Origin of the sequence: Mucilaginibacter xinganensis (assembly GCF_002257585.1) — a bacterium.
Lineage (GTDB): Bacteria > Bacteroidota > Bacteroidia > Sphingobacteriales > Sphingobacteriaceae > Mucilaginibacter > Mucilaginibacter xinganensis.
Window position 1 is genome coordinate 1,134,616 of the sequence record NZ_CP022743.1, and the last position, 25,606, is coordinate 1,160,221.

22 protein-coding genes are annotated in these 25,606 nt (G+C 42.2%); 13 read left to right on the forward strand and 9 right to left on the reverse strand.

The window, feature by feature from the left end; genetic code table 11:
- Positions 1-130: 130 nt before the first annotated feature.
- Positions 131-1,702: a glycoside hydrolase gene (locus MuYL_RS04980; RefSeq protein WP_094569481.1), complete on the reverse strand. Its 1,572-nt coding sequence runs from the start codon at positions 1,700-1,702 to the stop codon at positions 131-133.
- A 99-nt stretch (positions 1,703-1,801) separates the two neighbouring features.
- Positions 1,802-2,506: a DsbA family oxidoreductase gene (locus MuYL_RS04985; protein WP_094569482.1), complete on the reverse strand. Its 705-nt coding sequence runs from the start codon at positions 2,504-2,506 to the stop codon at positions 1,802-1,804.
- Positions 2,507-2,597: 91 nt separating this feature from the next.
- Between MuYL_RS04985 and budA the strand changes: the two genes are divergently transcribed.
- The gene (gene budA, locus MuYL_RS04990; RefSeq protein WP_094569483.1) at positions 2,598-3,395 is read left to right on the forward strand and encodes an acetolactate decarboxylase; all 798 of its coding nucleotides are present in this window, start codon (positions 2,598-2,600) and stop codon (positions 3,393-3,395) included.
- A 106-nt stretch (positions 3,396-3,501) separates the two neighbouring features.
- On the opposite strand, the gene MuYL_RS04995 is transcribed toward budA, so the two are convergent.
- From MuYL_RS04995 to MuYL_RS05025, 7 genes are all read right to left on the reverse strand, one after another.
- Positions 3,502-4,527 carry a fatty acid desaturase gene (locus tag MuYL_RS04995; protein ID WP_094569484.1) on the reverse strand — a complete coding sequence of 342 codons (1,026 nt, stop codon included), beginning with the start codon at positions 4,525-4,527 and terminating at the stop codon, positions 3,502-3,504.
- A gap of 153 nt (positions 4,528-4,680) precedes the next feature.
- Complete coding sequence (locus MuYL_RS05000) at positions 4,681-5,673, reverse strand: YncE family protein (RefSeq protein WP_094569485.1); 993 nt, start codon at positions 5,671-5,673, stop codon at positions 4,681-4,683.
- Between the two features lie 66 nt (positions 5,674-5,739).
- A complete protein-coding gene (locus tag MuYL_RS05005) occupies positions 5,740-8,832 on the reverse strand; it encodes an efflux RND transporter permease subunit (RefSeq protein ID WP_170309724.1) in 3,093 nt (1,030 codons plus the stop codon).
- A complete protein-coding gene (locus tag MuYL_RS05010) occupies positions 8,829-9,776 on the reverse strand; it encodes an efflux RND transporter periplasmic adaptor subunit (RefSeq protein WP_094569486.1) in 948 nt (315 codons plus the stop codon). The genes MuYL_RS05005 and MuYL_RS05010 overlap by 4 nt, the downstream gene beginning before the upstream one ends.
- A gap of 1 nt (position 9,777) precedes the next feature.
- Positions 9,778-11,013, reverse strand: coding sequence for a TolC family protein (locus tag MuYL_RS05015; RefSeq protein WP_094569487.1), 1,236 nt, complete (start codon positions 11,011-11,013; stop codon positions 9,778-9,780).
- A gap of 93 nt (positions 11,014-11,106) precedes the next feature.
- Positions 11,107-12,399 carry a sensor histidine kinase gene (locus tag MuYL_RS05020; protein WP_094569488.1) on the reverse strand — a complete coding sequence of 431 codons (1,293 nt, stop codon included), beginning with the start codon at positions 12,397-12,399 and terminating at the stop codon, positions 11,107-11,109.
- Complete coding sequence (locus MuYL_RS05025; RefSeq protein WP_094569489.1) at positions 12,396-13,073, reverse strand: response regulator transcription factor; 678 nt, start codon at positions 13,071-13,073, stop codon at positions 12,396-12,398. The genes MuYL_RS05020 and MuYL_RS05025 overlap by 4 nt, the downstream gene beginning before the upstream one ends.
- A 138-nt stretch (positions 13,074-13,211) precedes the next feature.
- On the opposite strand from MuYL_RS05025, the gene MuYL_RS05030 reads away from it, so the two are divergent.
- The 12 genes from MuYL_RS05030 (at position 13,212) to MuYL_RS05080 (ending at position 25,545) form a co-directional block, all read left to right on the forward strand.
- Positions 13,212-13,625 (forward strand): EamA family transporter, encoded by a 414-nt coding sequence (locus MuYL_RS05030; RefSeq protein WP_094569490.1) that lies wholly within the window; start codon positions 13,212-13,214, stop codon positions 13,623-13,625.
- Between the two features lie 153 nt (positions 13,626-13,778).
- Complete coding sequence (locus tag MuYL_RS05035) at positions 13,779-14,327, forward strand: C40 family peptidase (RefSeq protein WP_157740609.1); 549 nt, start codon at positions 13,779-13,781, stop codon at positions 14,325-14,327.
- Positions 14,328-14,443: 116 nt separating this feature from the next.
- Positions 14,444-16,912, forward strand: a complete 2,469-nt coding sequence (locus tag MuYL_RS05040; protein WP_094569492.1) for an outer membrane beta-barrel family protein — start codon at positions 14,444-14,446, stop codon at positions 16,910-16,912.
- 64 nt (positions 16,913-16,976) lie between these two features.
- A complete protein-coding gene (locus MuYL_RS05045; protein ID WP_094569493.1) occupies positions 16,977-18,011 on the forward strand; it encodes a YncE family protein in 1,035 nt (344 codons plus the stop codon).
- 118 nt (positions 18,012-18,129) lie between these two features.
- Entirely contained in the window at positions 18,130-19,326 is a 1,197-nt protein-coding gene (locus MuYL_RS05050; protein ID WP_245845781.1) for an MFS transporter, read from the forward strand.
- Positions 19,327-19,373: 47 nt separating this feature from the next.
- On the forward strand, positions 19,374-19,676 hold the full coding sequence (locus MuYL_RS05055) for a hypothetical protein (protein WP_094569494.1): 303 nt from the start codon (positions 19,374-19,376) through the stop codon (positions 19,674-19,676).
- 85 nt (positions 19,677-19,761) lie between these two features.
- Complete coding sequence (locus MuYL_RS05060) at positions 19,762-20,424, forward strand: ATP-binding cassette domain-containing protein (RefSeq protein ID WP_094569495.1); 663 nt, start codon at positions 19,762-19,764, stop codon at positions 20,422-20,424.
- A gap of 210 nt (positions 20,425-20,634) precedes the next feature.
- Positions 20,635-22,224, forward strand: coding sequence for a vitamin K epoxide reductase family protein (locus tag MuYL_RS05065; RefSeq protein ID WP_094569496.1), 1,590 nt, complete (start codon positions 20,635-20,637; stop codon positions 22,222-22,224).
- Positions 22,225-22,294: 70 nt separating this feature from the next.
- Positions 22,295-23,596, forward strand: a complete 1,302-nt coding sequence (locus MuYL_RS05070; protein ID WP_157740611.1) for a TlpA family protein disulfide reductase — start codon at positions 22,295-22,297, stop codon at positions 23,594-23,596.
- Positions 23,597-23,717: 121 nt separating this feature from the next.
- Entirely contained in the window at positions 23,718-23,927 is a 210-nt protein-coding gene (locus MuYL_RS05075; protein WP_157740613.1) for a bacteriocin-like protein, read from the forward strand.
- Between the two features lie 158 nt (positions 23,928-24,085).
- Complete coding sequence (locus MuYL_RS23110; protein ID WP_157740615.1) at positions 24,086-24,241, forward strand: bacteriocin-like protein; 156 nt, start codon at positions 24,086-24,088, stop codon at positions 24,239-24,241.
- Between the two features lie 71 nt (positions 24,242-24,312).
- A complete protein-coding gene (locus tag MuYL_RS05080; RefSeq protein WP_094569499.1) occupies positions 24,313-25,545 on the forward strand; it encodes a TlpA disulfide reductase family protein in 1,233 nt (410 codons plus the stop codon).
- Positions 25,546-25,606: the final 61 nt, after the last annotated feature.

The following is a 25,606-nucleotide window of genomic DNA, read 5'->3' on the forward strand; positions in this document are numbered from 1 at the left end:
ACCCAATAATATTTATTTCACTACTCCTCGGTATTTCCCCTCACGCAATACGAAATATCGCCTTAAATTGTTGCGTATTTTTCTGATAATACGATTTATTTTTTTGACGGTGCACTTATAGCACAATCTGTTATTTTTTATTGATAACCAGGGTGTAAATAGCGCGCGGCTGTATGGTTATAGCTCCACTGGTGTTTATTGAAGGGCAGGCCTTCATATTGTCGCTGCTTGCTGCCGTTGTTAAATAGGCCTGAATCCGTTTGCTGAACATTCCTGCAGGCAGGTCAAGCTTAACCTGTTTGGCAGCCTGGCTGTTGTTTACCATAACCAGTACCAGCTTTTTGTCCCCGTAAAAAGCGCTTGTCAGCAAATCGCTTTCGGTTTCGGTGTTAAGCGCCAGCCGTACCATGCCCGGGCGGATAAACCGGCTATAATGGCCCAGGGCCCATAGGTTTTTTGTGATCCGGAAATTACCTGATTTAAAATTGGCCGATGGGTCAAGGGCCAGCAGGTAATACCTGGTATTAAAATCCGCTTTTCCGGGTTCGTATGAATTCCAAAACTGCCACGCAGAGGCGTTGCCCACAGTAAGGTCGTAATGAATAAGTTTTGCCAGGAATATAGCGCAGTCAATGGCGCTGCGGTCTGTTTTGTTGCCTTCTTTAAATCCGTCGGCCAGCATGGAGTACTCCGATTGCCAGTACTCTACGCCATATTTTTTTGCGGTATCTGCCACTTGTTGCCTTACGTCAACCGTGTTTTTTAAGCCAGCTTCGGTAAAATAACCATGCCCTGCAACAAACCTGCTCATGTGTTTGGTATCGCCTAAATATAACGGGCTGCCGCCTTGCCAAAATGCTTGTACCTGGCTGCCGGTTTCACTGCCTTTTGGGGTATTGTATAAGTACGTAAGCATTCCGGCTTCCGGGATCAGAATTTTGGTGGATAGCTTTTGGTTATCCAGGGCGACATTCAAAGTTTTAACCACTTCAAAAATCTCTTTATTGGTATAAGGGCTGCCCTCCTGGCTGCCTTCGCCATATTTGTTATACCAGTCCCACTGCGGCTCGTTTACCGGGCTGATGTAATTAAAGCTAAGACCCTCTTTATTAAAATGCGCTAATACGGTTGCCGTAAAGTCGGCATAAGCTTTATACTTATCAGCTTTAAGATTGGCATAATGGTCTTTTGTTGTTTTAAAACCGAGTCCGTTTTGGGTATAGTAAACCGGCGGACTATTCACAAATGCGATTAAATTTTCAACGCCGTAGGCTTTTGCCTTTTTTAAAAACCAAACGTATCCTTGTTCCTTGTTCCAGCTATAGGTACCGTCTGCATTCAGGAAACATTCTACACGCCGGTTAACGTCTTTAATACCGCTGCTATCACCTTGTTCTGCAGTGCCGGCGCCAATGTTAAAGCGCCAGGCCGATAAGCCAATACCTTTGGGGTTACCTTTTTTATCTGTTGCTCTGCTGAACAGCAGTTCGGCCATGCGTTCTTTTGTGCTGTCGGCCCAGTATTTGCCCACCGGGTCTGAAAACCAGCAGCCTGAAGCACCGAAATTTTGAATGGTTTGTGCTTTTTTAGTTAGGTCAATGGTGATAGTTACCGGGCTTTGGGCCTTCACTCCTTTTGTAATAAAAAGGGCTATTATGAAAGAAAAAAGATAAGAGGACGCAGACCTGGCAGAAAGATACATAGCGGGTAGTTTAAGAATATAAAAATAGTTTATCCATCATTAATATTCATAAAAAAAGCACCCGGTGAGGTGCTTAAAATTTTAAAGGGTTTTTAATTATCAGCAATTACCATCCGGGCCGCAGGCATCTCCATCAATAACTTCAAGTTTAGGTTTGGCGGATTCCAATTGCCAGTCCTCGAATGCTTTTTGTAAAGTTTGCTCAAAAACAGGAACTGCCTGTGCGCCTGATACCGCATATTTATTATTCAGCACAAAAAATGGCACGCCTTGTATGCCCAGGTATTGCGCCTTATCAATATCGTGGTTAACGTCTTCTGCAAATTCTTCACTTTCCAACACCTGCTTTACTTCTGCCTTATCAAGGCCTATTTGTTCCCCTAACGCAATCAGTGTTTCATTATTGTCAATGTTTTTGCTGTCGGTAAAATAGGCCTTAAACAATTGTTCTTCTGCTTCAATGCCTAGTCCATGCTTTTTTGCCAGGTGACTAAACCGGTGTGCTTTAAAGCTGTTAGCTACCACAGCTTTATCCAGGTGGTAAGTTAAACCGGCTTCTGCTGCCATCTGGGTTACGCGCGTATTCATTTGTTCAGCATGATCTAAGGTCCAGCCTTTTTTGTCAGAGAGATATTGATTAATGTTAATTGATGGATCAGTTTCCAGGTCCGGATTAAGCTGGAAACTTTTCCACTCTATTTCCACCTCGTCTTTATGCTCAAAATCCTGTAAAGCATCTTCAAACCTGCGTTTACCTATATAACAAAATGGGCACATTACGTCACTCCATATTTCAACTTTCATAGCTTTGCGTTTAATAAAGCAAAGTTAATTCACTATCTTAACATCAAAGTAAGTGCAACGTAAAACTTTATCACCGCCATCAATCCCAATAATGAGATCACTAATTAAATATTTCCTGCTAAGCATCCTGTTCAGCTTTATTACAAACTTGAGTGCTACTGCTCAAAAGAACACGCATAACCTGTTCAGTGCGGGGTATGCTTCTGCCTTTATAGGGGGCTTGTATGATGCGTGGTACCCCTACAAAAGCCTGCACCTGCACGGCGATTTTGGGCTGGGTGCTCCGGCCATGCTCGACGGCGAATTAATAATGCTGAACGGTAAGCTTTATAAAACACAATATACCGGTAAAACCAGCCGATTAAGCGATACTGAAAAGACGCCCTATGCAATTGTTTGCTTTTTTAAAGCCAATAGAGTGTATAAACCAAACCGCCAACTAAGTAAGGCTGAACTTTATAAATACCTGGATAGCGTGTTAATCAATCAGAATGGTATTTATGCCGTCCACATCAACGGTGATTTTAAATATATAAAAACCAGGGCATTTCCGCCGGTAGTGCAGAAGCCCTATTTGCCGTTAGCTGCTATGCTTGACCGGCAGCATTTTTTTGAATTCAACACAATAAAAGGTGATTTGGTTGGCTACAAACTGCCGGTGTTTATGGAGGGCGCGCATATCAGCGGTTACCATTTTCATTTTTTGTCGGACGACAAAGCGGCAGGCGGGCATATCATTGATCTCATAGCTAATGATATTACCATTGAAGTGGATACTTTGAGTAGTTATACCATGGAACTGCCTCAAACGCCAGACTTTAATAATTTTGATTTCAGGAAAGATCGGAAGGAAGAGATAAAAAGTGTCGAGAACGGTAAGAAGCAATAGGCTCGTGCGGCAATGTAGACGGCAGGTAATTAAAAACGGCTTAAATTAAAAATGACCCGCTAATTGACGGGTCATTTTTAAAAAAAATCGTTCTCTATTAATTGTTCTATAAAACAGCGGCCGGTTCTTCCGTCTTTATTGCCATTTCAGCATCAGGTTTTGATACATCGGTAAGCGCAACGCGACCGCGGTCTTTTCTCAGGATCCTGTTGAAAAGAGAGATCTCCCTGTCAAACAAAAAAGTGAAAAATAACTTGGTCCACGAAGTGTGATAATATAAAGTATCATAATATTCCGGAGCGGTTTTCCTGATCTCAGGAAGTTTGTTCCATGGAATAGAAGGAAAATCATGGTGTTCATTATGGAAACCCACATTAAAGGCCACTGTGTTCAATGGTCCGTAATAGCTATAAGTTTCCTGCTCAATGGTATGTGTTAAATAATGTTCCTGAATCCAGCGGGCACCAAGCGGGTGTAAGCCAACAGAGAAGGAGAAGCTCAGCAATAAAAAAGCTAATGCATGCCATCCCATAAAGTACCATATTGCGGTAGTAAATATAGCCTGTAAAACAAAGTTGGTAACTATCCAGCCATCAATCGGGTGGATTTCGCGTAGCCTTGATAAACGAAAGATCTGGAAAATAGGGAAAAACAGCAACCATAAAGCCTTGCCGAAAAATGAATTACTGATCAGCTTTGCTTCCCAACGATTTGGTAAATCGGCATCAAGTTCATGCACCCCCTGGAAAGAGTGGTGCTTAATGTGATATTTTTCAAACGAAATTGCACTTGGCAAAATCTGCGGTAAGTTGGCAAACATGGATGCCCAGCGATTTGCATTGCTGTTTTTAAACAACAACTTATGCGTACATTCATGAATCATTACAAACAAAGCGTGGTCAGCAAACGCGCCTAATAAATAAGCTCCGCCAAATACCAGCCACCAGGATTGGTCGCGCAGCAACCATGCCAAAACCACCTGGAAACCAACAAGGCCAATAATGGCAAATATGGTCGAGGGATTTTTTCCGATTAACTTTCTGAGGTGAGGGAACTCTTTTAAAATTTTTTTAGTCCTTATCCGGTGTGGTTCAGACTCTTGCGAATAAACAAAATCGGTTCTTTTAATCATTTGGTATTTTTAGAGGGCATCAGGGGTAAAGATAATAATATGATGCTTAAATATAATTTTATTGTAAAAATTAATTCAGATAAGTGTAAAAAATATCGGAATTAGAGCATTTAGAACGCTCCTTTTTGGCAAATTATTATCCTAAAAGTAAAATTATGGTTGTTTATATATTACAACTTTGAACGTATTTGGCAGTGCTTTGCGGGTACCTGGTTCAAATTCAGCAACACTCAAATATATTTTGTGGGTTCTCTCATCCAATATTAATGTACGGGCACGAACAGGCGTTTTAAGGGTTTGTACCACGCTATATTCGTTAGCCGATTTTTGTTTGATAATTGTGGTAGTCCCATCGCCGCATGAGCAAAATATTAATTTAGTTTCAGCGTCGTAAGCAACGGCATCAACACCGGCACCAATGGGCAGTGTGGTAATAACCTTGCCGCTGTTAGCGTCCACCACACTCATTCCCTTGTTTTCGCGGCAAACGGTAAACAAGCGGTGGTTAGCCGGGTCAAGTGCCAGGCCCGTAGGCCCTCCGCAAGGCGCTAACGGATAGTTTTTAATAACCTTCAGCATTTTACTGTCAATAATATTCAGGCTGCTTTTATCTTCAAGATTGTTGTAAATTAATCCTTTACCGTCGGCCACAGCAAATTCGGGGCCGCCGCCCAATTCTACTGTTCCTACTTGTTTCAGGGTATTGGGATCAACAACCGATGAGTTATTACTCTCACCATTGAAACTGAAAACCCGGTCAGAAAACGGATCATATATAATGGCGTCAGGTCCTTTTGCATTAACCGGGATGGTTGCAATTGTTTTTAACGTTTTAAGATCAAACGCAATAACAGCGTTCGCCTGGCCGTCGCTAATAAAGCCCCGGTTTGCCTTGTTGTCTATAGCAATGCCGTGCACGCCTTTCATTCCTTCAATAACTCCAACAGGTTTTTCCGTTTGCAGATCGATTACGTTTACAGTTGTTCCATGCGAAACATACAAGCGATGGTTGATCTTATCAATAGAAAGATAGTCATAGCCACCACTGCCCGGAAGTGAGATGGTTTTATCTAAAACATAGGTTTGCGCTTGCAGCGAAACGCAAGCCAAACAGCTTACCAGCAGCGTATAAAAGGTCTTCTTCATTTTTAGGGTTACTTAGTTAAAACATAAATATGATGCCCGATTCTGTAGAAAACTTAGATTATTGAATTACTGTCCGTTTAAATCCTTTGTGTTTTCATGAAACTGGCCATGCTTGTAAAGAATCCGCATAGCACTCGGCAATACGATCAGTAATAAAGGCAGGGCCACTACAAAACCGCCTATTACTGCAATAGCCAATGGCTGGTGCAGCTGTGCGCCTGCCCCAATGCCCAAAGCAAGCGGCATAAGTGCAATAATTGCCCCTATGGCCGTCATCAATTTAGGCCTTAACCTGGTGGAAATTGAATAGACCACAGCCTCGTCAATGCCATTTTCAACCCCTTTATCCAGATTTTCAAGCGCGCGTTGTTTAAACTGTAAAAACGTAAATATGGCATTTTCACCTATAATACCCACTATCATGATCAATCCGGTGTAGCTGCCCACATTAAGCGGTGTTTTTGTAATAAATAATGCCAGCATACTGCCTGCAATACCTAAAACAGCTACTATCAGTATTAAAATAGCTATCCTGAATTGTTTAAACAGGAAGAGGATGACTGCAAAAACCAGTAAGCTTGAAGTGATAAGGATGATCAGCAATTCTTTAAACGATTGTTGCTGCTCCGCATAGGCACCGCCATACTCCACGTGGTACCCGGCAGGCAGGCTTATTGCGGCTACCTGCTTTTGAATTGCGGGGACCACGCTGCCCAGGTCGCTTCCTTCCAGCCGGGCGCTGATAACCCCCATGGACTGCAGGTTTTCCCGGTTTATTTCGGCATCACCTGGATTCAGCTTGACCGATGCCAGCTCGCTGATATTGATCAGTTTGCCGCTGGGTACAAATATGGTTTGATCCTGGATGCCCGTAACATTCAGCCCCCGGTTGCCGGGGTAAACCATCCTTATGGGCGAAAGCTGTTCGCGCTCCAGCATGTTCCCAATAATGTTGCCTTCCAATGCGGTTTGCAACTGAAACTGCAGGCTGGCAGGGGTAATGTTGTACTGCGCCAGTTTGCCATAATAAGGATCTATGCTTACCGATGGCCCTGCTATGATCACACCATCGTTAACATCGGCTGTGCCTTTTACATCAGCAACTGCGCCTGCAATTTGTTTGGAGAGGCTTTGTAGTTTTATCGGGTCGTCGCCAAATACTTTTATTTCAATTGGCTGTACTGATGTCATCAGGTCGCCAAGCATATCGCCAATTACCTGTCCAAAGTCAATTTGTAAAGCCGGCTGGTTAGCGGCAACTTTTTGCCGCAGATCACTTATAACCTCTTCTGTGCTTTTATCTCTTTTCTTTTTGAGTTGTATCAGGTAGTCGCCCTTGTTAGGCTCGGTGATAAAAAAGCCCATTTCGGTACCTGTGCGGCGCGAATAGGCGGCCACTTCAGGTTGTTTGGTGATGATTTTTTCCACTTCGCGCAGCATCCTGTCTGTTTCATCCAGCGAAGTTCCCGGTGGTGAGCGATAATCAAATACAATACTCCCTTCATCCATCTCGGGCAAAAATCCGGTCTCCAAAAGGGGCGGAACAAATACCAACGCCGCTACGGCCCCTGCAATTATCAGCAGGCTTACATAAGGCCTTAAGATAAACCATTTAACCCAGGCTTGTTTTTTTACGTGATGGACTTCTTCCTGCTTCTGTTGTGCCGCTTCGTTATGTTTATGCTTGCTCAAGAGTATGTAGATAACCGGCAGACCTATCCAGGTAACAAAAAAAGAACAGATCAGGGTAATGATCATGGTGTTGGTAAGCACATGGAAATAGGCTCCGGCAACGCCTGTCATCAGTAAAAAGGGTATAAATATTACAATGGTGCTGATAGATGAGCCCAGCATAGCAGGGAACAAATAATCAATGGCTGTTTTTATAAGTTTTAGCGGGTGCTCTCGTGGATGCTCCTCGTGCGTACGGTGGATCTGTTCTACTACTACAATGGCATCATCAATTATTAAGCCCAGTGCAGCAGCAATAGCGCCCAATGTCATGATATTAAGGGTATATCCAACACCATAAATTACAGCGAGGCTAAGGCAAAGCGTTACCGGGATAGTGATCAGGATCACCGCACTTGCCTTTATCGACCGTAAAAATATTACTGCTACAATTATGGCCAGCAGCAAGCCGATCCATAAACTATCAGTTACGCTTTTGATGGAATCCTTTACAAAGTCAGCCTGCACGTAGTATGGTTTTATCGCTACATCTTTTGGCAGCAGTTTTTGCAGTTCGGCTACCTTGCTTTCCATATCGGCAGATAATGACACCAGGTTTGCATTTGGCTGTTTAATAACTGCTATTAAAACGCCGTTGCGCCCATTGGCATTAACACGGGTATATTCAATTCCTTCCTGGATAGCTATCTCAGCAAAATCTTTTAGCCTTACTACCCGTTTGCGGTTATTGCTGATCACCAGGTTTTCCAGTTGATCCTTTGCGTTAATGGTAGCATCGGTTACGGTCAGGTACATTCGTTTGTAGTCAGACAGGTAACCCTCAGATTTAACAAAGTTTGTGGTACTCAGCGTAGTGCTGATAATATCCGGCGTTAAGCCCAGCGAACTCATTTTTTGCTTGTTAAGCGTTAGCCAGTATTCCTTTGCCTTGCCGCCAATTACCCTGATCTCTGAAACCCCGTCAACCTGCGATAAAAAAGGTTTAACGGTGTAGGTGGCAATTTGGCGCAGTTCAATCGGTGAGCGGCTGTTGCTTTCGAGCGTGTAACCGCTCACAGGCAATATAGAAGGGTTCATTTTCTGAACCGTTATGTTTACATCTGCGGGTAAATCGTTTTTAATCTGGTCAATGCTGGTTTGAATCTTCTGCATGCTCAGATCTATATCAGCATCCCATGCCATGTAAGCCGAAATCTCGCAGCTGCCACGGCTGGTGGTGCTTCGTACGGTTTTAAGATCGGGTACCTGCTTAATTGCATTCTCCAATGGCTTGGTTACCGTAACCATCATTTTGTTTACCGGTTGCAGGCCCTCATCGGCAATTACTTTTATTTTAGGAAAGGTAATTTCAGGAAACAGCGAGGTCTGCAGCTTGGTATAGGCAAATAAGCCGCCTAAAATAATAATGGCCAAAACCAGGCTTATAGGTTTCCGCTGCGATATAAATGTATCTTTAATCGGGGTCATGGCTTAATGATTTTAACTTTGGCCGTATCAGGTAAACCATAATTGCCGGTAACCACTATCCGGTCCTGTTTTGTAAAGGCCGGCGAAACGATCTCAATCCTGTCGCCCGATTTGATGCCTTCTTTAACAGGAATCTTCACAGCGGTTGAATCGTTCAGCAGCTTCATAATCCAAAATTCCGTTTGCGTTTCATTAGCCAGTATGGCCGATTTTGGCAGCGATACCGTATTTGTTTTGGTTGATTTTATTATCCGGGCCCTGGCTACCAGGTTCTCCGGAATCTGCTGGTTGCTATTTATCCTTAATACCACGCCCTGGGTTTGCGCAACTGTATCAACAGTTGGCATAAACGAGCTTACGGTAGCGCCAATTTTTGTCCCTCCGGGCAAGGTAAGGTCAACATTTTGCCCCATTTTTACGAATTGCCTTAACTCGTAGGGCAACTGCATCAAAAACACAAAACTACTGCGATCGCTTATTACAGCCAAAGGCTCTCCATCGGCTACATAATCACCTTTTTGATGGCTCAGCTGCGATATGTAGCCAGGGGCAGCAGCTTTAATTTTGTTAACGCCCGAAAATTTGAAGGTGGTATCCAATACGTTAATACTGTTGCCAATAGCCTGGGCTTCTTTGGTTTTAACTGTAAAAAGCAATTGACCTTTGCTTACATTTTGGCCAAGTTGTGTGTTTGCCAGTACCACGTACCCGTTGGCATTTGATTTTACAAAGTTTTTTTGGAGGATGGTTGACGTGGCATTCAATTCAATATAGTCCGTTAAAGTACTATCATATACAGCGGTTACCGTAACAGGTGTTTTTGATACCACCTTGGCGTCTTCATCGGCTGCATCTTTGCTATGGCAGGAAAAAAGCAATACGGAAAGGCTCAGCAAGAAACCTATTTGTTTTAGCAGGGGATATTTGAAAGTGAATGTTTTCATGTTATCGGTTCCAGTAATTTAACTGATTGATGAGTTGCAGCCGGGTGATATTGGTAGTAGCCCGCAGATTTTTCACGGTAAGATAGTTGTTTACGGCCAGTACCAGGTCGGCAACGCGTAAATCGCCGGTTTGCAGCAGTTGGGTATCAACCTTTATCAGGCTTTCTGAATACTTTAGCTGGTCATCTATCTGTTTCAGCAAGTTTTCATTTTCAATAATCTGTTGCTTAAGCTGCGCAATTTGCTGGCGGTACTGCACATCAAAAAATGCCTTGTAGTTTTGCCGGGTTTCTTCCTCTAGTGATAATTTATGGTACTGCATTTTACGCTGGCCGCCGTCATAAAGCGGCAGGGTAAAACTAAAACCGGCGCTAACGCCAAAATTTTTGTAAGCCTGTCCCATAAAATCAGAGTTGTAACCCCCGTCGGCCAGAATATTAGCTTTGGGCTTGTAGCTAAAATCAACCAGCTGACGGCTGTTCACCAGTTTAAGACTGTCGAGCTTGTACTGCCTGAAAAAAATGCTGTTGCCTGCGTCAGGTAAAATAGCCCTTTCAATAACAGGCTCTTGTAATTCTATCAGGCTGGTATCAGCAATACCCGCCAGGTAGTTCAGCGTGGTGTAATCAGTCTTATATTGCAGTCGCGATTGCGCAAGTGTTAACTGTTGCTGTTTCAGGGTAACCAAAAAAGTAAGATAATCACTTTGGCGGTACACGTTATTGCGGGTGAGCTTTTTGAGCAGGTCCTCCTCTTTATTAAGCAGGTCAATAACTTCCTGGTTAAATTTTAATTGCTGCAGGCTGCCATAAGCGGTAATGTATTGCGCGGTTATAGCCTTTTTCAAGTCCTGTTCGGATATTTTAGCAGTATTGCCTACAGACTGTGACAGTAGCGTAATTGCCTGTAGTTGCGCATCTATATTTTTTTTACCGACGATAGCCTGGTTTACACCAACCAACGCGTTCAGGGTATGTTCGTTGGTTATAGCCCCTGCGTAACCATATCCGGCAATAACCGGGGAATACAGACCTCCACTGTTTAAGTTAATCTGTGGCTTTAAACCGGCGCGAAGACGCAAGCTGTCAATTTGATTAGATGCTACCTGGTTACGCAGATCTTTTAACAGTGGACTGTTACTTTTGGCGGTTTCCAAAAAATGATTGAGCGTGTTGGTTTGCCCCATGGTAACCGAACAAGCAAACAGACATAAAAAAAGACTAAAAAGTAACTTCATTAATGATGTTAAAAAAGGGTATTTAGTTAGCTAAACTATCCTGTAATTCTGAATTAATTTAGGATAATATAGGCGGATAAAGCATTTACGCCATCAATTAAAAGTAACAATAAAAACATGAAAATGTTGCTGGAACACATACTCAAGCGAGGCCCCAAAATTCTCGCAGATCTGCCTGGAAATGGTTAATCCCAGCCCACTGCCCTCTGAGTTTGACGATTTATGAAACCGGGTAAAGATCTTTTTGTCCTGTAATGGCTCATCATCGCAGGTGTTTTTAATAATAAAGCTTTTATTGGTTAAAGTGATGCTCACTTGCCCTCCGATATTATTATGCCTGATGGCATTACTGATAAGGTTGCTCAACAGTATTTCGACCAGGTACCTGCTGGCATAAATCTCTTTGTCGTCAAGTGTATGCGTTAAATTTAGCCCCTTACCATTAAAGATCTCTTCAAACTGCATCAGCATCTCTTCAACCATTTCCCGCAAGTTAACTTGCTCGCGGTTGTGCAGTAATTTATTTTCAATTTTAACCAGCAGCAGTAATGATTGATTTAGGCGGTTTAACCGGGATACGGCGCTGTAAAGGTCATTGAGTAGCTTGCTCTGCCTGTCGCTGAAATTTTCTGTTTGGATGAGTGTATCAAGCTTTGAGTTGATAACTGCAATAGGAGTAAGGAGTTCGTGCGACGCATTTTCTGTAAATACTTTCAGGTCCTTATAATCCAGTTTAGCCCTTGAGGCCATATCGACCACAGCATTGTTCAACTCTTTAAATTCATCAATAGAAGTATCAACTTTAGCTATTTCCTGTGTATCAGCAACATTAAACAAGCGCAGTTCGCTCATAATGGCATAAAATGGCTGCCAAAGCCGGTTCAAAATTAAGCGGTTGGTAATCAGTAAAACCAGCAATAACAGAAGGATCACCCCAATTGTGATTAGAAATATCAGCCGGATAAGATCTTCAGTTTCTACTTTTGATTCAATGATCAATATTTTGTAATAGTTACCGCCTGCAGTAACCGAACTCACTAATCCCCTGCCTGATTCATATCTGCCTGCAGCTCTGTTTCTGTGTTTTTTATGCCCGTTCTCTTTATTCCATCGTTCAAAATATTCTGTATTGATAAACTCTCTTTTAACCGATCCGGGTGCTGCCGGCGTAAACGTTATTTGCTGATCGTTTGATTCAAAAGTTTGGGGTAAGTGCCCGTTAAGTTTCACGTAATCAAAAATCTCTGTTTCTTCAACAACCAGGTTTTTGTCTTTTTGCCCGGTCAAGATCCAGCTGATGGCCTGGTAATAAATAATGCCGGTAATCAGCATCACTATTATAGTGGTAATAAGGTTTACCCGGTTGTATTTTGAGAGCAGCTTCATTGGGCAGTAAACTTATATCCCATTCCGTAAGCAGCCTGTATATAGTCGGTGCAACCGGCCTCCATTAATTTTTTGCGGATATTTTTTATGTGCGAATAGATAAAATCGAAGTTGTTAGCCATATCAATACCATCGCCCCATAAATGCTCGGCAATAGCGTTTTTTGAAACCACTTTGCCTTTATTGGCAATAAAGTAAAGCAGCAGGGCAAATTCTTTGCGGGTAAACTTTACCGGAGTTTTATCAACCTTCACCTCTTTAGCCAGCAAATCAATAGTGATCTCGTTAAACACAAGCAGGTTACTGCCATTATAACTTTTGCGCCGGATAATGGCCGATACCCTGGCCTTTAATTCTGACAGGTGAAAAGGTTTAACAAGGTAATCATCAGCCCCTATATTCAGGCCTTCCAGGCGGTCATCCAATGAGTTTTTTGCTGATATGATAAGCACGCCGTCGGGATGATTGTTGTCTTTTAAACTCTTTAAAATATCAAGGCCGTTACCCCCGGGCAGGGTTATATCAAGCAGGATACAATCATAACGGTAAAGGCTTATCTTGCTTAATGCGTTTTGATAACTGCCCGCAGTTTCACAAATATTGCCCGCTTCGGTGAAATATTCTTCAATACTCTCCCGCAGGCCTTCTTCATCTTCAATGATCAGTATTTTCAATTCGTTTTTTTGTTAAAGATACCCGCTGATTTTGGATGATTATTGGATTTTACCGAATTTTTATTTTGAAACCAGTTTTAATACAGGTTTATCCGCTAGCTTTAATCCTGATTATTCAATTTTTTTAAATTCTGGTATATGTGGTGGATCTATGCATTACTCTCCGCACTTTTTGCAGCCTTAACTGCAATATTTGCAAAAATAGGTATTAAAGGCGTTGATACCGACCTGGCAACCGCCATTCGTACGGTGGTAATATTGTTACTGGCCTGGGCAATAGCCATTTTTAAAGGCAGCACCGAAACCATCGGGGGCTTAACCAAAACAAACTGGATCTTCCTTATCCTTTCCGGCTGCGCAACCGGTTTATCATGGATCTGTTATTTCAAGGCGTTGCAGTTGGGCAAGGTATCGCAGGTTGCGCCGGTTGATAAATTAAGCGTAGCGATAGCTATAGTTTTAGCCGTAGTGTTTTTAAAGGAGCCACTTTCGTTAAAACAAGCTGCGGGTGCTGCGCTGATAATTGGCGGTAGTTTAGTTTTGATTTTTTAATTTTTTTAATATATTGATTTCCAGCGATCTATGATTAGCTGAAAATTTTGGATTACATTTTACTGACAAAAAATTAGGCGGGTTAGATAAAATCTAATATCTTGCCGCTGTAAAATGAGGACAAAATTAATTACCCTAATTACTCTTTTATGTATGGCAGCTGTATTGCCATGCACCGCGCATGCCAGGAAATCAACCCGGCGGCACAAACTAAGCCACTATAAAACGGCGCATAAAGAATACGACAAACCATTTTACGAAACTTCTTTTACAACTGACAGTGTATCTGCCGACACGCTTTTAAATTTTGCTCAAAGTTTACTGGGAACCCGCTACCGCTCCGCCACATCTGACCCTGACCGCGGGTTTGACTGCTCGGGATTTGTAAGCTATGTATTTAAAAACTTCAACTTGAATGTTCCGCGCTCATCGGGCGAATTTATAAACGTTGGTGAAAAGGTAAGTTATGAAGACGCCCGCCCCGGCGATATCATTATATTCACCAGCCCTACCAACAGGCACCGGATAGGCCACGTTGGCATTGTATATAGCAACAATGGCGATGATTTTAAATTTATCCATTCCACTTCGGGTAAAGAGCATGGTGTTACTATTACTACTATGGATGATACCTACAAGCGCCGTTTTGTGCAGGTAGTGCGCGTGCTTAAACAAAATGATACCATGCTGGCAAGCAGGTAACTTAAAAAATAAGCTATCTTCTGTTATTTATTATTGTAATAAATACAATCATCACCTTAAAAATTCAGTATTAATCCAATGTTAACTTGCAGTTTTGCAGGGTTAACCGAATATTAATGAAAAGAATTGTTCTTATACTGGCAGCAATAATATGCGGACTAAATGTTTTTGCTCAAAATAGCACACCAAATAAAGGTAAAATTACAGGCAAGGTAACCGATGCAGCAACAAAGGCACCGGTTGATTATGCTACTGTGGGTATTTACAAACAGGGTAGCGCGTCGCCATTTAATGGTGCCAGTACCGACCCGAAAGGGAATTTTAAAATTGATAATATTGCGCCGGGCGAATATACGATTACAGTAGATTTTTTGGGTTACAAAAGGTTAACCCTCGAACACCTGGTGATAAGTGACGCCGCTACCAGCCTATCATTAGGCAACTTGCTGTTATCATCGGTGCAGAGCCAGCTTAAGGGGGTAGTTATAACAGCCAATGCGCCAACGGTTGAAAATAAAATCGACAAGCTGGTGTATAACCCAGCAAATGACCTTACCGCCCAGGGGGGCGTTGCGCTTGATGTGTTGAAAAAAGTCCCCATGATAACGGTTGATATTGACGGAAATGTTGAACTGATGGGCAACGCTAATATCAGGTTTTTGATAAACGGCAAACCATCGGGCATATTTGGCGCCAGCCTTTCAGATGCGCTGCAGTCTATTCCGGCCAGCCAGATAAAAAACATTGAGGTAATAACCAGTCCGGGTGCAAAGTATGACGCAGCCGGTACCGGCGGAATTGTTAATATAGTTTTGAAGGACAGTAAAGTGCAGGGTATAAATGGCAGCGTAAACCTTTCGGCCGGCACCCGGCTCCAGAACGGGGCGTTTAATATTAATGCGCGCAAAGGCAACTTTGGAGTAAATGCTTTCTTTAGCGGGAACGAACAACTGAACAGTACGGCTATCAACACATCAGACCGAACTTCATATAATACCGCGAGAGACACCGTTACACATTTGTTTCAAAAAGGGAGCAGCAACTTTAAACGCACCGGCTATCAGTCTGGCTTTAGTATCAACTGGGATATCACCCCGAAAGATCAGCTTACTGCGGCACTGTCTTTTAACCATTTTGGTAACCACAGCAACGGCACAACCAATATTGACCAAGCCATTTTTTCGCCATTAAATAATCCCTTAGCCGATACCATGAGCCTGAGCCATTCAAACAGTCGTTTTGGGTTTAACTCAAAGGAATGGAGCCTGGCCTATAAAAAAACTTTTAATAAGGAGGGGCAGGAGCTAAACGTTCTGTATAGCGCCACCTACGGCAGCAATACCAATAATTATTCGCTTGAACAGGATTATTTAAACGCAAATACACCGGCAACCGGTTCTATCAGCAATAACCCGGGCAGGGATAATGAAACCGATATTGCTGTTGATTATTCGCAACCGGTAACCAAAAATTTTACGATTGAAACCGGTGCAAAAGCGGTTATTGAAAACCTGAACAACTCGGTTGTTACCCAGGCATTATTAAACGGGGTGTATGTTCCAAACCCTTTCCAAACCTATTCTTTTAACTATAAGCGTAATATATTTGCCTATTACCTGTCAACCTCGTTTTCATTATTTAATAACTTTATTGATGGTAAAGCTGGTTTAAGGTACGAGCATACCAGTTCATCAACTGATTTTCCTAATACTACAATTCCATCATATGGAATTTTTGCTCCCTCATTTGTGCTGTCGCATAAACTGGATAAAACTGAAACCATTAAGTTTAGTTACACCTACAGGCTTGAGCGCCCGGAATACCGCGATCTTAATCCATTTTACAACATCAGCGATCCGCATAACATCAGCACCGGGAACCCCAATTTAAAACCGGAGTTGGGGCACAACTTTGAACTTGGGTACAATAAATCATTTAATAAAGGTGCCAATATTTACATAGCTGCGTTTTACAGGTACAATACAGATGACCTGCAATCGTTCACTACTTTCTATCCAACCCTAAAAATCGGGGATTCAACCTATAACAACGTTTCGTTGAACCAGCGTTACAATATTGGGCGCGAGGCTACCACCGGGATAAATCTTTACGGTTCGTTGCCTATCACCGGCAAATTGAGTATTAGGTCGAACATGTTCTTTGCCGACAGGATCACCAATAACCCCGGCAGTCCGCAGGTAAGCGGTTTCACTTATCGCATTAATTTAAATGCCAGCTATCAGTTTGCCGATGATCTGGCAGCAGAGTTTTTTGTCAATTATCGTTCATCGCAAAAAGGTATCCAGGGTACCAACCCGGCGTTTGCATTTTATAACCTGGCGGTACGTAAGCAATTTTTGAACAAAAAAGCCAGTATAGGCTTAACGGCAGCCAATCCTTTCAGCCAGTATGTAACCATGCGTTCAACAACTTTTGGAGGTAATTTTGACCAAAGCAACACCAGGCAGGTGCCGTTTCGCTCGTTCGGAATTAGTTTAAGCTACAAATTTGGCAAGCTTGAATTTAAGAAGGATAAGGAAAGGGACGATAATAATGCACCGGTACCGGGAGAGAACGGCGGATAAGTCGGGTTAATTTTATACAAAATATCTCCAGAATTTATCGGTAACTATAAAAAAATTATTAGCCATGAAACCTATTTTGAAATTATTTTGTGTGGTACTGCTTGGTACTATTTGTAACGCGCCGCTGCATTTAACGGCTCAGAAAAAAACGGGGTTTAAAGTTTTAACTAGTTTCCCAATCAAAAGTGCCGGAGGATGGGATTATATTACCGTTGATGGCGCCAGTAAACGAATTTATGTATCCCATGGAATGCAGGTTAATATTTTGGATGTGGCAACCGGCGATTCTGTCGGCGTGATCCCTGATACCAAAGGTGTGCACGGAATAGCGCTGGCTCCCGATTTAAATAAAGGATATACCAGCAATGGCAGGGCGAATACGGTTACCGTTTTTGATTTAAAAACCAACCAGGTTTTGAAGCAAATTGCCGCCGGGACTAATCCCGATGCTATTTTTTACGACGAGTTTTCGAGGAAGATTTACGCTTTTAACGGGCGCAGCAAGGATGCTACAGTTATTGACGCAGCCAGTGATATGGTGGTGGCAACCATCCCTTTGGGGGGAAAGCCCGAAACAGGGGTTTCAGATGGTAAAGGCAAAGTTTTTGTTAACATTGAAGATACCAACGAAGAGGTTGAAATTGATGCTGCAACCTTTAAAATATTAAACCGCTGGAAACTTGATGGCGGTGAAGAACCTTCGGGTTTAGCTATTGATCGGGCAACAAACCGCCTTTTTATAGGCTGCGGCGGCAGTAAAACTATGGTAGTAATGGATGCCGCCAATGGTAAGATTTTTGGAAAATACCCGATTGGTGGCTGCGATGGTGTGGCCTTTGATCCTGAGCTGAAACAAGCTTATGCCTCAAATGGTGAAGGTACGATCTCTGTTATACGGGAGTTAAGCGCTGGTAAATTTGAGTTTGTTGAAAATATTAAAAGCGAAAAGGGAGCCAGGACAATAGGTATTGACCTGCTTACGCACAAACTATATTTACCCACAGCACAAACGAAGCCGGTTGCACCAACTGCCGAAAATGCACACCCCCGGCCGGAGCCAATTGCGGGTACTTTTCATATTGTAGTAGTGGGGAAGTAAACAGTAACCATCCATCATAAATTAAACCCTGTAATTGCGCTTAATTGCGAGTGTAATTACAGGGTTTGTTGCTATCTATCCAAACCAAACTTGTACTTTAGCACCGCTAAATATTTAAGTGGACGAACTGGCTATCAACATCAAAACAGCTGCAAAATACCGTATTGGCTGCGCCATATTTTATTTTATTTCCGGGTTTGGCTATTCAAGCTGGGCATCACGCATCCCTACCATAAAACACGCCCTGAATTTGAATGAGGCGCAACTGGGCACTGTATTGTTTGCCCTACCGGTTGGGCTAATGTTAACGATGCCGGTAACTAACCTGCTTTTAAGCAAGTACAGCAGCAGGAGGGTAATGCTCTTTGGCTCGGTATTTTTAAGTGTACTGCTTGCCTTAATAGGAATAACCAACAGCATGCTGCAGTTGATAATCGTATTGTTTTTCTTTGGTTCGGCGCGAAACCTCTTAACCCTGTCAATAAACACACAGGGCGTAGCTGTGCAGCAGTTATACAGCAAATCAATAATGGCAACTTTCCATGGCATCTGGAGTTTGGCAGGGTTTGCAGGCGCTGCGGTAGGATATTTAATGGTTTACTTTAACATAGGGGTAACCTGGCACTTCCTGTTTGTGAGCATCGCCCTTTTTATTGTCACGTTGTATTTTATCAGGGATACCATCGATCAAAAGCCTGTCGCGCAAAGCCGTAAGCCGGTATTTTCATTGCCTGACAGCTACCTGATCAAATTTTCGCTCATCTGCTTTGCCAGTATGGCTTGTGAAAACGCAATGTACGACTGGAGTGCTATTTACTTTCAGAAAGCCGTTCACGCCGAAAAGGCAACGGCTACCGCTGCTTTTGTTGTATACATGGTGGCCATGACCACCGGAAGATTTTTAGGGGACCGTATGGTTACCAGCCTGGGGATAAAAACGGTTTTAAGGTTTAGCGGCATTTTTATTTTTTGCGGATTGCTGCTGGCTGTAATATTACCGTACACCGTTACCGCCATGGCAGGTTTTATATTGGTAGGTTTAGGAGTATCATGCGTGGTGCCAATGATTTTTAGCTTGGCGGGCAAATCAACTACTATGAGCAGTTCGGCTGCTTTAGCATCAATCTCTACCATTGGTTATATCGGCTTTTTGCTGGTGCCGCCGTTTGTGGGTTATATAGCTCATGCCTCAAGCATCAGGTGGTCTTTTGGTATTATTGCTATGTTTGGTGCTATGATCGTTATCCTGGTATCACAAATAAAGGCTGATGGCAGCGGGACTGAAATTGCATCGGTCTCATCTCCCGAAAATTAGTTCAACTAAAACATAAGTTATCGATAATTATTTCGTTATCAGAACTTATGCGAACCCTTAAACTTATCACAAGGTTTTACAGCGGAATATTTTTAGCTAATTTTTTAGTTACCCTTAGCTGCATTGGCATTATAGGTTTTTATGGTGTGCTGGCCCATAAATTAATGGGCATATTGTTTTGGTATAAGATAATAAGCATAGGGATGATATTTTCGACCGCTGTTTATTATAAAAAGCGCGAAATGTACTATTACCAAAACCTGGGTGTTTCCAAAATTAAATTACTGATCGCCACGTCCCTTTTTGATTTTATGTTGTGGCTGGTAGTAGTGATAATTGCTTACCGGTAATACGATTGTGAGGACAATAATTACGAACACGGGATAGTGAAGTGTGTGAGTTTTATAAAGCGTTGATATTAAATTAAAAAAAACAATGATCCACACCCTTGAAGCAGATGGCATTCAGCTTGATTTTGGCGTTAGGCGTATCCTGAGCGACGTTTACATGAAATGCGAAACAGGTAAGATAATGGGTTTGCTGGGCCGTAACGGGCAGGGGAAAACCTGCTTAATGAATGTGATACTAGGTACACTTAATTCGTCGAGCAATTCTATCCGGTTTGATGGCAAAGTGACCCGCAAGGTGAAAAACCGGCCCGACCTGTTGCTGTACCTGCCCCAGTTTAACTTTATCCCCAAAAATCTGAGCGTTAAAAAAGTGCTGGAAGACTTTGAATTACCCGCTGCCGACCTGGAGCAGCGTTTTCCTGAATTTAACTCAAGATTTGATTTGAAAGTAAACCAGCTTTCGGGCGGGCAATGGCGGACACTCGAATTGTATATTGTAGTTAAAGCGCCCTCGCGGTTCGCTATGCTGGATGAGCCCTTCACCCATTTAAATCCTATCCAGATAGAAAATATCAAACAGTTTTTGCTGGAAGAAAAAGCAAATAAGGGTTTTTTAATAACCGACCATATGTACACGCACCTGCTGGACATTAGCGATACCGTTTACCTGTTAAAAGATGGCCGAACGCACCTAACCAATACTGTTAAGGATTTGGAAGAATTAGGGTATATACGTGTGGGGTATTGAAGGGGAAGAGGTGTTAATTATCGTAAATACTTAACTGCAAATAATAGGCTTGATATTTAACCGCCTTATTATGAGTTTCTTATAAATGTAACAAAAATAATACAATATTTCCAGCCTCCTGCCTTTCTTAAATATCTTAAAGAAGATAACTTTAAGAAGAAATTAACCTGACTTTATTGCGCAACACACAAAAAAATTAACCTGAACATTATGCTTTCATTCACAAGGTATCAAAACCCCGACGCTGTTGTTAACAAATTATTAAAGGGACTATCTATTAGCATAGCGCCTGAAACCGTAATTGAAGAATTAGAAAAACATCCCGATTATCCAAGCCTGCTGGCCATTAGCGATGTGCTGAGCGCGCTCAATATTGAAAATTCTGCCTACCGGGTTGCAAATGATAACCTTGAAGCCGTGCCAACGCCTTTTATAGCTCACACCAATATCAACAATGGCGATTTTTTGCTGGTAGAAAAGAACAACGGAAATAGTGTAACGGTTTCAAGCGAAAAATGGAACAGGCACAAGCTCAGCATTGAGGAGTTTAAGAAGATTTTCCAGGGGGTTGTTTTAACAGCGGAAGCAGCGGAGGGGCAAACAAGTGCTGCAAGCGTTGCAGCAACATTGGCGGCTATAAAAATACCGGTAATTTTAGCGGGCAGCCTGTTCATACTGGCAGCGGCGCTTTTTCTGAATGGCTATTTTACAAATCTGGGCTGGCAGGCGGCATTGCTGTCCGTTTTTAAAACCGCGGGCGTGATTACTTCTGTGTTGCTGCTGGTGCAATCTATTGACAGCAATAACCCACTAATCCAAAAGCTTTGCCAGGGGGGCAGCAAAACGGATTGTAAGGCTATCCTGTCGTCAAAAGCTGCAAAAGTATTTGAATGGCTTACCTGGAGCGAGGTAGGCTTTTTTTATTTTACTGGCACCTGGCTGTTAATATTGTTTGGCGGCGGCTCCGCAACTATTTGGGCGGCCCTGGCGGTTTTAAACGTGGTAAGCTTACCTTACACTTTTTATTCCATTTACTACCAGGCGCGCGTGGCCAAGCAATGGTGCGTATTGTGCTGCACGGTGCAGGCCTTGTTATGGCTTGAATTTATCCCGCTTGCCACCCTTTACAAAAGCCTTGATTTTTCGGCTATTGATGCTAAGGGGGCGGCAACAGTTTTAATGTGCATGCTGGCACCCATAATATTATGGATGGTTTTAAAGCCCATGCTTTTAAAGCTGCAGCAGCTGCAGCCATTGAAACAACAACTGCGTAAGTTTAAATACAATACCGATCTGTTTACCAACACACTGACGGCGCAACCCAGGTATGCGCAGCCTGATGATAGCTGGAGCATAGTTTTAGGGAACGTGGAAGCCAACAGTATAATTACCATGGTGAGCAATCCGTACTGCCCGCCCTGCGCAACCATGCACAAGGCGCTGGATGAACTGCTTGAGCAAAATGGAAATGTACAGGCACGCATAGTGTTTACCGCAAATAATACCGACGAGGATATAAAAACACCGGTAAGCCGCCACCTGATGGCGCTGAACGAACTGCCTGATAAATCCATTGTGAAAAACGCGCTGCACGACTGGTACGAACAAAAACAAAAAGATTATAAAGAATGGGCAAAGGTTTACCCGGTGCAGTTAAACGAAGCCAATTTTTATAAGCTTGATAAGCAAAACGACTGGTGTAAAATAGCAGAGGTAACCTCAACGCCAACTATGTTGTTGAATGGTTACCGCCTGCCTGATGTGTACCGCCTCCCCGATTTAAAATACATGCTTGAATAAGCGTAGCAGGGACTCTTAACCAGTGTTAGGCCGGTTAATTATCAGTAAGATGAAAATAAAAACCAAGTTTATGATTTTTAAGATATCTGCGTTTTTGTTATTGATACTTGGCATTACTACAAAGGTAAATGCCCAGAAAATCGAAATTGATCTTAAAGCCTCGGATACTTTGCTTGTACAAAACGTCTCCAATCAATATAATGATACTTCAATGGTCGCTCATGCTCCATACATAAAATATCCTCATTGGAGCTTACGGCGCATGGCTTATTATAGCTTACAGGCCAGGTATGAAAACTTGCCGGATAACCCTGTGCGCAAAAAATTATTTAAGGAGTTTGTAGAGCGTTATCAGTTGGATACAAGCTATCTCATTAAGCAAAAAATCCCTGAAAATTATGTGTACTTGTTTACAGCGATAGATAGCAGCGGCAATAAACATGTAATTATTGACGCAAATAATAACCACGATTTTAAGGATGACCGGGAATATATTTTTAACAGCAAAAAAGAGTTAAAGCCTGTATTTTATGCAGACATTAAATATTTCGACGGACAGCGTATTCTCAAAGCTACTGTTCCATTACAAATAGATGCATTCGATAATATTTTCCCGGATGATCATTACAAATCAGACGTTGAAAAAAAATTAGACGTGATGATTAATGTTTTATTAGTAAAAAAAACCGGGGATATTAAACTGAATAATCAATTGTTTAAGTTTAATATTTCTAACTATGATGAGCTTCACCCTAAATCACATTTTATAATTAATATTCAGAAAATGCCTTTTAATAAAGGGAACAATAATAATTATGAATACAAAAGCTCGGATACTCTTGAAATAGCAGGTAACAGGTACACAATAGCATCATTACAGGATAATAAACTGGTAATGAATGATCTTGGTAAAACTACGGATTATCACGCTGAAACCGGTACGCCGGCCCCTGCTTTTGCCGGCGATGATCTTAAATCAAAAGCTCAGTTTTCGTTGCGGGCCCAAAAGGGCAAATATGTATTAATAGACTTTTGGGGCTCATGGTGTGTGCCCTGTATTAAACTTATTCCGGAAGTAACGGAATTACATTACAAATATCAGCAGGAGATCCAATTTGTAAGCGTAGCATACGATAAATCAGGTGATATAGCTAAAGTTCAAAAATTAATAACTGATAATAACATGAACTGGGTGCAGTTGCTGGATGACAGAAATGTTAAAAATGGAATAGCCGACAAATACAAAGTCAATGAATTCCCTACGAGCATTTTAATTGACCCCAATGGCAAAGTAGTTTACAGGGGCATAGGAAAGGAAGGCCTGAAAGATCTTATTGCCTTTTATAATTTAAAACCGGGTACCACTAAATGAAGGAGTACGCGCTTGAGCAAGCGTATAATGATACTTTGTGCACAAAAGTAAAGGCGTATGTACTTTAAAAATGCATACCACCAGCCGGGGTGTTACCGGTAAAAAACTAAAAATACCTTATATGAAAAAGCAACAAAAGTTAAGCAGAAATGAAATGAAAAATGTTACCGGCGGCATCAGGCAGGACCAGGTTTGGGTTATTTGTAACATAAATGGCACCAACCAACAAGTGTTAAGCCCTTGCGCTCCATGTCCTCATTGCCCTGATAATGGAGGTTGGGTTTCATATGCATATGCAGGTGATGCAGACCGTTGCCCTTGCCTGTTATAAGCTTATGTTTCGATGATTATTGGCGGTTGGTATTAACCAACTGCCAATTTACGCAGATAGTGTCAAAACTTACGGTCATTTAATAAAGCGGTGTACAACTTTTAATTACCCCGCGCATTACGAAGCATAATATCACAAATACTAACTAAATAATTACCATGGAAAAAATGAAAAAACTCAGCAGGGCTGAAATGAAAAAGGTTTTGGGCGGTGTTGAACTTCCCCGTTGCGGAGGTGATTGTAAATCAGACTCTGACTGTTCAAAAGGTTGCAGTTGCCTGGGTGCCAGCAAAGGCTGTTCAACAGTGATGTAGCTTTATGCTATTTTGAATTTTTACAGCATTGGCGCATGGCTGATGCTGTTTAATCTTTTTATGAAAAAAAAATGCTGCTGCGAACGCTGGTTTGTTTTATAATTATTGCATTGGGTAATAATCCGAATTGTTTTTCCCGGCAAAAGGAGAGCCGGTTTGTATTAACGGGAAAGGTAGTTGGAAGGGATACCGGGCGCCTTATTTTATCCTATATTTCCGAAGGCGGCAAACAGGTTAGGGATACCGCGATGCTTAACAATGGGTATTTTTCGTTCACCGGAGCTTTAACAGAACCTACCGCGGCAACCATGGAAGGTAATTTGCAATCGCCGGGGCATTATAATATTTACGATCCAAATTTTGTCGTGTTTTTTCTTGAATGCTCAAAAATGACGATGGTGCTTAAAGAAAATGATTATGCACATGCAGTGATAACGGGCTCGGTTACGCAACAGGAGAATGAAATTTTGCAAAGGCAATTGGCACCGGCATTGCGCGTTTTGGTCCCGCTGGATAACGAATATTCAAAACTCGCCAGGTTATACAATAGTAAAAAAGATACCTCTGCAGCCCTGCAATTAAGGATGGATGAAATTATCAGGCAAGTTGGTCCTTTAAAAAAAGAGATCAATGGCATACAGAATAACTTTTTGGCAAATCACCCGGATTCATACGTAAGTGCAGATATCCTGAATAGCTGGATAGCTTCTGAAAGCCTTAAAGGCGATTCGGCTATGATGTATTATAGCATGACTACCAAAAGGATCAGGAACAGCTTGCAGGGGCAACAGGCCTTAATAAAAATAACATCCAACTTAAAAGCCAGGCACGCCGCTGAAAAGGGTGGCATTGCCGGAGTGGGCAGCCAGGCGCCGGATTTTTTGCTAACGGGTACTCACGGTAAATTGGTAAAACTAAGCAGCTTTAAGAGGAAGAAATATGTGCTGTTAGACTTTTGGGCCAGTTGGTGCGGCCCTTGCCGGGAAAATACGCCGGAGATTAAAGAATTATACAAAAAATACCAGCAAAAAGGATTTGAAGTAATTGTTATTTCATTGGATTACGACCGTAGCCGGTGGCTAAAAGTTATGGAAAAAGAGAAACTAACCATATGGCCCCATACCTATGCAGGAGACCTCAGTACTCCTAAAAACTTTGCAAGGGAAACCTATGGAGTTTTAGAGATTCCGCAACTGATATTGATTGATAAAGAAGGAAAAATTATAGGGCGTTACGCGGGTGTACACGACGCTTCGTCAGGTGCTGCCGTAAGTGATGAGCTTATGCGTTGCCTGCCAAAATAAACTTGTTCAGGGATGGTTGTTTTAAACTTTATATGGCTCACGTTAAATGTATTTTTTGGGG

Bases quoted from the DNA above. Each gene is read 5' to 3' on its own strand.
- MuYL_RS04980 (WP_094569481.1), bottom strand. From the start codon at position 1,702: ATGTATCTTTCTGCCAGGTCTGCGTCCTCTTATCTTTTTTCTTTCATA.
- MuYL_RS04985 (WP_094569482.1), bottom strand. From the start codon at position 2,506: ATGAAAGTTGAAATATGGAGTGACGTAATGTGCCCATTTTGTTATATA.
- budA (WP_094569483.1), top strand. From the start codon at position 2,598: ATGAGATCACTAATTAAATATTTCCTGCTAAGCATCCTGTTCAGCTTT.
- MuYL_RS04995 (WP_094569484.1), bottom strand. From the start codon at position 4,527: ATGATTAAAAGAACCGATTTTGTTTATTCGCAAGAGTCTGAACCACAC.
- MuYL_RS05000 (WP_094569485.1), bottom strand. From the start codon at position 5,673: ATGAAGAAGACCTTTTATACGCTGCTGGTAAGCTGTTTGGCTTGCGTT.
- MuYL_RS05005 (WP_170309724.1), bottom strand. From the start codon at position 8,832: ATGACCCCGATTAAAGATACATTTATATCGCAGCGGAAACCTATAAGC.
- MuYL_RS05010 (WP_094569486.1), bottom strand. From the start codon at position 9,776: ATGAAAACATTCACTTTCAAATATCCCCTGCTAAAACAAATAGGTTTC.
- MuYL_RS05015 (WP_094569487.1), bottom strand. From the start codon at position 11,013: ATGAAGTTACTTTTTAGTCTTTTTTTATGTCTGTTTGCTTGTTCGGTT.
- MuYL_RS05020 (WP_094569488.1), bottom strand. From the start codon at position 12,399: ATGAAGCTGCTCTCAAAATACAACCGGGTAAACCTTATTACCACTATA.
- MuYL_RS05030 (WP_094569490.1), top strand. From the start codon at position 13,212: ATGTGGTGGATCTATGCATTACTCTCCGCACTTTTTGCAGCCTTAACT.
- MuYL_RS05035 (WP_157740609.1), top strand. From the start codon at position 13,779: ATGGCAGCTGTATTGCCATGCACCGCGCATGCCAGGAAATCAACCCGG.
- MuYL_RS05040 (WP_094569492.1), top strand. From the start codon at position 14,444: ATGAAAAGAATTGTTCTTATACTGGCAGCAATAATATGCGGACTAAAT.
- MuYL_RS05045 (WP_094569493.1), top strand. From the start codon at position 16,977: ATGAAACCTATTTTGAAATTATTTTGTGTGGTACTGCTTGGTACTATT.
- MuYL_RS05055 (WP_094569494.1), top strand. From the start codon at position 19,374: ATGCGAACCCTTAAACTTATCACAAGGTTTTACAGCGGAATATTTTTA.
- MuYL_RS05060 (WP_094569495.1), top strand. From the start codon at position 19,762: ATGATCCACACCCTTGAAGCAGATGGCATTCAGCTTGATTTTGGCGTT.
- MuYL_RS05065 (WP_094569496.1), top strand. From the start codon at position 20,635: ATGCTTTCATTCACAAGGTATCAAAACCCCGACGCTGTTGTTAACAAA.
- MuYL_RS05070 (WP_157740611.1), top strand. From the start codon at position 22,295: ATGATTTTTAAGATATCTGCGTTTTTGTTATTGATACTTGGCATTACT.
- MuYL_RS05075 (WP_157740613.1), top strand. From the start codon at position 23,718: ATGAAAAAGCAACAAAAGTTAAGCAGAAATGAAATGAAAAATGTTACC.
- MuYL_RS23110 (WP_157740615.1), top strand. From the start codon at position 24,086: ATGGAAAAAATGAAAAAACTCAGCAGGGCTGAAATGAAAAAGGTTTTG.
- MuYL_RS05080 (WP_094569499.1), top strand. From the start codon at position 24,313: ATGCTGCTGCGAACGCTGGTTTGTTTTATAATTATTGCATTGGGTAAT.